The 8,141-nt window shown below is 65.3% G+C and carries 6 protein-coding genes; 1 reads left to right on the forward strand and 5 read right to left on the reverse strand.

The genetic code is table 11. The features are described from left to right. Nucleotides 1-196: 196 nt before the first annotated feature. The 4 genes from AB4Y44_RS41885 to edd all read right to left on the reverse strand — a co-directional run bounded on the left by AB4Y44_RS41885 (nucleotide 197) and on the right by edd (nucleotide 4,991). Nucleotides 197-706, reverse strand: a complete 510-nt coding sequence (locus AB4Y44_RS41885) for a gluconokinase (protein WP_342919376.1) — start codon at nucleotides 704-706, stop codon at nucleotides 197-199. Between the two features lie 68 nt (nucleotides 707-774). Beyond that, complete coding sequence (locus AB4Y44_RS41890; RefSeq protein WP_342919377.1) at nucleotides 775-2,136, reverse strand: GntP family permease; 1,362 nt, start codon at nucleotides 2,134-2,136, stop codon at nucleotides 775-777. A gap of 297 nt (nucleotides 2,137-2,433) precedes the next feature. Continuing rightward, nucleotides 2,434-3,075, reverse strand: a complete 642-nt coding sequence (gene eda / locus AB4Y44_RS41895; protein WP_110385350.1) for a bifunctional 4-hydroxy-2-oxoglutarate aldolase/2-dehydro-3-deoxy-phosphogluconate aldolase — start codon at nucleotides 3,073-3,075, stop codon at nucleotides 2,434-2,436. A 23-nt stretch (nucleotides 3,076-3,098) separates the two neighbouring features. Next, nucleotides 3,099-4,991 carry a phosphogluconate dehydratase gene (gene edd / locus AB4Y44_RS41900; protein WP_368702757.1) on the reverse strand — a complete coding sequence of 631 codons (1,893 nt, stop codon included), beginning with the start codon at nucleotides 4,989-4,991 and terminating at the stop codon, nucleotides 3,099-3,101. A gap of 289 nt (nucleotides 4,992-5,280) precedes the next feature. On the opposite strand from edd, the gene AB4Y44_RS41905 reads away from it, so the two are divergent. Further along, nucleotides 5,281-6,138, forward strand: a complete 858-nt coding sequence (locus tag AB4Y44_RS41905; RefSeq protein WP_368702758.1) for a MurR/RpiR family transcriptional regulator — start codon at nucleotides 5,281-5,283, stop codon at nucleotides 6,136-6,138. 104 nt (nucleotides 6,139-6,242) lie between these two features. Here AB4Y44_RS41905 and AB4Y44_RS41910 read toward each other — a convergent pair. Then, nucleotides 6,243-8,141 (reverse strand): YadA family autotransporter adhesin (locus AB4Y44_RS41910; protein WP_368702759.1); only part of this gene is annotated, 1,899 nt, incomplete at its 5' end.

Below are 8,141 nucleotides of genomic sequence, written 5' to 3' on the forward strand. Positions count from 1 at the left end.
CTACACGCTTCCTTCAGACCCCGCCTCACAACGACGCCCTTGCGTTTCGCTAGCCCTTCACCACCATCAGGTTGGGCAGGGGACTTCCACCCCCAAGCTGTTGTGCATGCCCGGCACACTAAAAAAAGCGCTCGATCGAATCGAGCGCTTTTTCGTTTACCGCCGCACGATCGCGTGATCGTGCGTGGCCGCGAGATCAGGACGCCTGATTGCGGCGCGCGTCCATCTGCTTCATGACCTCGTCGACGATCTGCTCGGGCGTGAGCTCGATGCTCACCTCGATCGCCTCGTCCGCGCCAGGCGCTTCGAGTGTGTCGAGCTGGCTTTGCAGCAGCGACGGGTCGAAGAAGTGGCCGGTGCGCGATGCGAGGCGCTCGTGCAGCACTTCGAACGAGCCCTTCAGGTAGACGAAGCACACGTCGCGGTCGTTGCCGCGCAGGATGTCGCGATACGAGCGCTTGAGCGACGAGCAGGTGAACACGGCCGTTTCGTGGGCGCGCTGCTTCTCCTCGATCGCCGCACGAATCGTACGCAGCCACGGCCAGCGGTCGTCGTCGGTGAGGGGAATGCCGTCGTGCATCTTCTTCTTGTTGGCTTCGCTGTGGAAGGCGTCGCCGTCGGTGAAGCTGCACTTGAGGCGCTCGGCGAGCATTTCGCCGATGCGTGTCTTGCCTGCGCCCGACACGCCCATCGCTATCAGAATCATTTACTGCTCCTGTCGAACGGAGTTCGCGCTTTAGCGCTTACTCCGGTCCCATGCAACAAAGTTGCGCGTTACACCACCGTTGCCAGAGCGAAGGTCAAGCCAAGGCCCAGCAGCGAAATAATGGTCTCCAGCAGCGACCATGTCTTGAACGTCTGCACGACGCTCATGCCGAAATACTCCTTGATCAGCCAGAATCCGCCGTCGTTGACGTGCGAGAAGATCAGCGAGCCCGAGCCCGTGGCGAGCACCAGCAGCTCCGGCTTCACGGTCATGGCGCTGGCCGATGCGATCGGCGCGACGATGCCGCAAGCCGTGGTCATGGCGACCGTGGCCGAACCCGTGGCGAGACGGATCAGCGCGGCGACAAGCCAGCCGAGCAAGAGCGGCGACAGATGTTCGTTCTGCGCCAGCTCGACGATCTGCTTCGACACGCCGCTGTCCATCAGCACGCGGCCAAAGCCGCCGCCCGCGCCCACGATCAGCGTGATGCCGGCGATCGGCGCGAGGCAGTCGCCGCAGAACTTCTGGATCTGCTCACGCGTGAAGCCGCGCTGCGCGCCGAAGGTCCAGAAGCTTACCAGCACGGCGATCAGCAGCGCGACGTCCGAGGTGCCGATAAAGTGCAACAGATTGTTCGGCAGCGTCTTGGGCGCGAACACGAGATCGGCCCAGCTGCCAATCAGCATGAGGATCACGGGCAGCAGGATCGTGAAGAGCGTGACGCCGAAACCGGGCAGTTCGCTATCGGGCTTGGGGTCGGCCTTGCTCACGAACTGGTCGGCAAGCGGATTGCTCTCCGGCAGCTTGATGTAGCGGTGAATGAAAAGCGCGAAAAGCGGCCCGGCGATGATCGCCGTGGGCACGCCCACGATCAGGCCGTAAGCGATGGTCTTGCCGATGTCGGCGTGATACGCCTGCACGGCGAGGAGCGCGGCCGGGTGCGGCGGAATCAGCCCGTGCACGACCGAAAGGCCTGCTACCATCGGCAGGCCGATCAGCAGCAGCGACTTGCCGGTGCGCTTGGCGACGTTGAACGCGATCGGAATGAGCAGCACGAAGCCGACTTCGAAGAACACCGGCAAGCCGACGATGATCGCAACGACCATCATGGCCCAGTGAATATTCTTCTCGCCGAACCAGCGAATGAGCGTCGTGGCGACGCGCTCGGCGCCGCCCGACTCCGCCATCATCTTGCCGAGCATTGTGCCGAGGCCCACCACGATGGCGATGTGGCCGAGCGTGTTGCCGTTGCCGGTCTCGAACGACTTGACGATCTGATCCATCGGCATGCCGACGGCGAGGCCGAGCAGCAGCGAAACGATGATCAGGACGAGAAACGGATAAACCTTGAAGCGCGTGATCAGCAGGATCAGCGCGGCGATCGCGACGAGCGCGTAAATCAGCAGCATGCTGCCGTGGGCCACTCCCATGAGGCTCCTCTCCAGGTAGTTGTTCGAAGTCCTTTTGCCCGGTGCGGCGACGGATGAGCGCAGCAGCGCCCATGCGGGACAAAAGTGCCGGCCATCGCCGGGCCGGGGATTGTAGAGCTTATAACGACTTTTGGTGCAGCGTACTTAAAAGACACGCGAGCCGCGCAAGCGCGCGCCCGAAAGGCGCCGTTTGCGCGGCTCGCTGCACGCCCTCCGTACACGCGGGGCGCGGCATTCCGGTCTTCGTTGCGCCGCAACATGCGGCGCGCGCGTCAGAGCATCGAGCAGACGCGTTGTTTAGCGCACCGGGCGCGACAGCTCGCTCGCGGCGTGCGCAAGGCGCGTGACTTCGTCCCAGTTCTGCGCGGCAATGGCCGCCTTCGGCGTGAGCCACGAACCGCCCACACACACCACGTTGGGCAGCGCGAGGAAGGTCGGGGCGGATTCGGCGCTGATACCGCCCGTCGGGCAGAACTTGAGTGTCGGGAACGGGCCGTGGAAGGCCTGCAGCATGTTCAGGCCGCCGGCCGGCACCGCCGGGAAGAACTTGACGATCTCGTAGCCCAGTTCCATCGCGACGATGATGTCGGTCGGCGTCATCACGCCCGGCAGCAGCGGCAGGCCCGCGTCGAGCGAAGCCTGATGGATCTCGCGCGTGAGGCCCGGCGAAACGCCGAACTGTGCGCCGGCTTTCTTCGCGAGCGCGCAGTGCTCGGGCTTCGTGATCGTGCCCACGCCCACGACGATGTCCGGCGCGATCTTCGCGGCGCGCTCGATGGCTTCGAGGCCGGCCTTCGTGCGCAGCGTGATTTCGAGCACCTTCACGCCGCCCGCGTGGAGCGCGCGGGAAACGTGCTCGCCCTGCTCCGGCGTGTCGAATGCGAGCACCGGGATGACGGGACCGAGGCGAACGATGTCGGCGACTGTGCTATTTGCCATGTTCAGGCTCCTTGATGATGAATTTAGTTCGCGGCGTGGGCCGGCGCATGGGTCGTCGCAGCGGCCGGTGCGGGCGCGGCCTGCTCGCCCACGAGCGGACCGAACACCGTGGCGCCCAGCTCCGCCGGCGCGGCGGTGGCGCGGAACACGCCGAACAGCTCGCGGCCAAAGCCCACTTCATTGAGTTCCTGATGCGCAGGCTGCGCGACCGGGCGCGCGTCCCACTCGGCGGCGTCCACTTCGACGTCGAGCACGCCTCCCACCGCGTCGATCACGATCGTATCGCCGTCGCGCACCTTGCCGATCGGGCCGTGCAGCAGCGTTTCCGGCGAAACGTGGATGACCGCGGGCACCTTGCCCGACGCGCCCGACATGCGCCCGTCGGTCACGAGCGCGACGTGAAAGCCCTTGTCCTGCAGCACGCCGAGCAACGGCGTGAGGCGGTGCAGCTCCGGCATGCCATTTGCGCGCGCGCCCTGGAAGCGCACGACGGCCACGAAATCGCGCTCGAGTTCGCCGCGGTCGAACGCTTCCTGCACGGCTTCCTGCGAATCGAACACGATGGCGGGCGCACGCACCTTGCGGCGCTCCGGCGCGACCGCGGAAACCTTGATTACGCCGCGGCCCAGACGGCCCTGCATCAGGCGCAGGCCGCCGTCCGGCTGGAACGGCGTCGGCAGCGGACGCAGCACGGTTTCGTCGGCGCTCTTCTCGACCGCCGGCACCCAGGCGAGCTTGCCGTCGATGAGCTTCGGCTCCTCGGTGTAATGACGCAGGCCACGGCCCGCGACGGTATTCACGTCTTCGTGCAGCAACCCGCCGTCGAGCAGCTCGCGCACGAGGAAGGCGATGCCGCCCGCCGCATGGAAATGATTCACGTCGGCCTTGCCGTTCGGATAGACGCGCGCGAGCAGCGGCACGGCGTCCGAGAGCACGTCGAAGTCGTTCCAGTCGATGATGATGCCCGCCGCCCGCGCCATCGCCACGAGGTGCAGCGTGTGGTTGGTCGAGCCGCCCGTCGCCATCAGCGCGACGATGCCGTTGATCACGGCCTTCTCGTCGACGACATGGCCAATCGGCGTGTAGTTGCCGCGCTCGACGGTGAGCTCGAGCACGCGACGCGCCGCAGCGGCGGTGAGCTCGTCGCGCAGCGGCGTATGCGGATGGATGAAGGCCGAGCCAGGCAGATGCAGGCCCATGATTTCCATGAGCATCTGGTTGCTGTTGGCCGTGCCGTAGAACGTGCAGGTGCCGTGGCCGTGATACGCGGCGGCCTCCGATTCGAGCAGCGCCGCGCGATCGCACTGACCGGTGGCGAACTGCTGGCGCACCTTGGCCTTGTCGTCGTTCGTGATGCCGCTCGTCATCGGGCCGGCGGGCACGAAAATGGTCGGCAGGTGGCCGAATTGCAGTGCACCGATCACCAGGCCCGGCACGATCTTGTCGCACACGCCGAGGCAGAGCGCTGCATCGAACATGTTGTGCGTGAGCGCGACGGCCGTGCTCATCGCGATCACTTCACGCGAAAAGAGCGACAGCTCCATGCCGGCGTTGCCTTGCGTCACGCCATCGCACATCGCCGGCACGCCGCCCGCGAACTGCGCGACGCCGCCGCCTTCGCGGGCCGCCTTTTTGATGATGTCGGGGAAATCCTTGTAGGGCGCGTGCGCCGAGAGCATCTCGTTGTACGCCGAGACGATGCCGATGTTCGGCTCGCGAATCGACTTGATCGAGATCTTGTCGCGGCCCTCGAGGCCGGCGAAGCCGTGGGCGAGATTCGCGCACGAGAGCGCGCCGCGCGCCGGGAAGCGGTCCTGAGCCGCCGCGATGCGCGCCAGATAGGCCTCGCGCGTGGGCTTGCTGCGCTCGATCACGCGCTGCGTGACCTTCATCAACTGGGAATGCGGGGAAACCATCGAATCTCCTTCCTTCTTGTCACGGCGGGGACGCTCGGGGCCAGATCAGGCGCGCTTTGGGCGCACCAGACAGCGATGGCGCGATGTTAGTAGAAAAACTACAAGACGACAATCCCGGTAAGACCCTGGGAGCGCGACGGTAAGCGAACGCCTAGTCTCATTATTTACAGGCCTTGCGCGTTGATGCACGGCTGGACTGAAAAGAAGCAAACGGCGATCCTGTAGTTTTTGTACATAACGTCCGATCCGTTATAGTCCACGGATCTTTCAGCATAGTGCGAGTTTCCTGATGCTGCTGTCCCAGGTGAAAGCCATGCGCGAGCAATTGCGCCCTTCGGAGCGCAAGCTCGCCGATTACGTGATTCAGGCGCCGCGCGAGGTGCTCGATCTGTCGATGACCGAGGTCGCCGAGCGCGCGGGCGTGAGCCAGCCGACCATCGCGCGGTTTTGCCATGCGTTGGGATTCTCGGGATTCCGGGAGTTCAAGATTCGTCTCGCGCAGGCCGTTGCCGCGGATCTGCCCTCGGAACATCCGGCCGTCTACCGCGACGTGAGCCCGGACGAGCCGGTGCCGGGCGTTGCGGCCAAGGTGCTCGACCGCACCATCGGCGCGCTCCTGCAGGTACGCAACAACCTCTCCACGGACTCGCTCGCCGCGGCGATCGGCCTGCTCGCGCACGCGGCGCGTATCGAGTTCTATGGTGCGGGTGGCTCGGGCATCGCCGCGCAGGACATGCAGCACAAGTTCTTCCGGCTCGGCATGCCGAGCGTCGCGTATTCGGATCCACAGACGTTCCTGATGTCGGCAGCGCTGCTAGGCCCCGGCGATGTCGTGGTGGCGATCTCGAACACGGGGCGCACGCGTGACATCGTGGATGCCGCGCGCACGGCGCTCGATCGCGGCGCCAAGGTGATCGCCATCACGCATGGCACGTCGCCGCTCGCGCGTCTGGCGAGCGTCGGCCTGCACGCGAACGTCGACGAAGACACCGACGTCTTCTCGCCGATGACTTCGCGGACTTCGCATCTCGCAATCGGCGACATACTCGCGGTGGGTGTGGCGCTGCAGCGCGGTCCGGAGCTTGCGGAGAAACTCGCCGATGCGAAGGAGATCATCGCGCGAAGAAGGCTGGACGCGATCGGCTAACGGCAGACCAGAAGGCGCCTCACAAAAGAAAAGCGGACTCCCGACGGAGTCCGCTTTGCGTTCAGGCCCGAACTACGCGGCCGATCGCCTGGGGATAGCCAGGCTTACCACTGGTACGACATACCGCCGCCGATCGTGGCACCGCCACCCGATGCATAACCGCCGCCCACCTTCACCTTGAGGTTCTGCGTGATGCGCGCCGATGCGCCGAGCGCCACTGCCTGATAGCCCTGGAAGTTGGCGGTACCGATACCCACCGCGACGGTCTTGCCCTGATCGACTTCCGGAATCATCGTCAGCGCGGTTGCCGCTGCGATACCGCCGTAGGCGTTGCGCGCCACCGAGTTGACGTTGCTCTGGAGCGCATTCAGGCCGCTCTGCAGCTGCCCCATGTTCACCGCATCGGTAGCGTGGACGCCATTCGCGACATTGGTGATCCGACGCTCATTGCCTTGCGAGCCCACGGACACCGTGTTGTCCTCGTCCGCCACCGAGTTCCCACCGAGCGCGACCGAGTTGTTGCCCATCGCTTTTGCCGAGTCGCCAATCGCCGTTGCGTTCGCACCCGAAGCGATCGCACCGCCGCCTGCCGCGATCGAGCTGGCGCCCGTGGCCGAAGCCGCGCCGCTCGTCGTGTTGGTCGACAGATACTCAGTGCCGTTGACGCTGATGTTCTGGATCTGCTGATTCAGGTTCGAGACCTCGACGTTCGTGGCGTACAACTGCGAGCCCGTCACGGCGTCCGTGCTCGACGCCGAGAGCTCGGCGTCCTGCAGGTTGGTCAGCTTGACCGCCGTCGTCGAATCCGTGCCGCCCAGCGTGACTTTGTCGTGTGCCGACGAGTCGTACTGAACCGCATTCGCCACCTGGCCCGAGATGTTGGTCACCGTTTGCTCGATGTTCGTCACACGGCCATCGATGTTCGAGATCGCGCTACCCACGTTGTTGTAAGTGTCGCCGCCCACGACGTATGTCGGCGCCGAGACCGAGCCATCGGGGTTGACCGTCGAACCGCCGCCCAGTGCGCTGGCCGTGCTCGATGCAACACCGTAGAGCTGGCCGCCGTTCACGGCGTCCGTGCTGCTTGCCGCAACGACACCATTCGCTACGTTGTGCAGCGCCACCGGCGCGTGATCCAGCGACCCGCCGAGCGTGACCGAGTTCAGCGAGGTGTCGTCGTAGGCGACAAACGCGTTCGAGATGTTGCCCGACGGATCGACCTTCGCACCCATGGCTTCGAGCTGCGCGACGTTGACCGCGTCGTTCGCATCCACGCCGTTCGCCACGTTGTGCAGCACGACAGGCGCATGACCCGAGCCGCCGAACGTGACCGTATTGAGCGACGTGTCGTCATAGGCGACAAACGCGTTGGTGATGTTGCCCGACGCATCGGTCTTCGCGCCCAGTGCGTACAGCTGCGAACCGTTCACTGCGTCGAAGCTCGTGGCGTTCAGCACGCCGTTCGCCACGTTCGTCAGCGCGACCGGAGCGTGGTCCGTGCCACCGAGCGTCACCAGGTTCATCGACGGGTCGTCGTAGTGCACGGCGTTCGGGTCCGTCCCACTGCCACCGCCTGCGTTCAGCGCGGCAATCGCATCGCCCACGTTGTTGTAGGTTTTGTGATCGACGGTATAGGACGGATTCACGATCGAACCGTCTGCGCTGTACGTCGAACCGCCGCCCAGCGCGCCGGCCGTAGAACTGGCAAGGTTGTACAACTGCGCACCGTTCACGGCATCGACGCTCGACGCACTCAGGCGGCCGGCCGCGACGTTCGTCAGCACGACGGGAGCGTGGTCCGTGCCGCCCAGCGTCACAGAATCGTGCGCCGACGAGTCGTACATCACCGCATCGGCGAGCTGGCCGTCGATGGCTGTCACATCGCCAGCAAGGATCGATATGCTCGAGTTCGTCTCGTATAGCTGTGCACCGTTCACCGCGTCGAGGCTCGTTGCCGAGACTGCGCCCGCCGCCACGTTATGCAGCGCCACCGGCGTGGTCGC

It is taken from the genome of Paraburkholderia sp. BR10937 (assembly GCF_040965695.1).
Classification (GTDB): domain Bacteria; phylum Pseudomonadota; class Gammaproteobacteria; order Burkholderiales; family Burkholderiaceae; genus Paraburkholderia.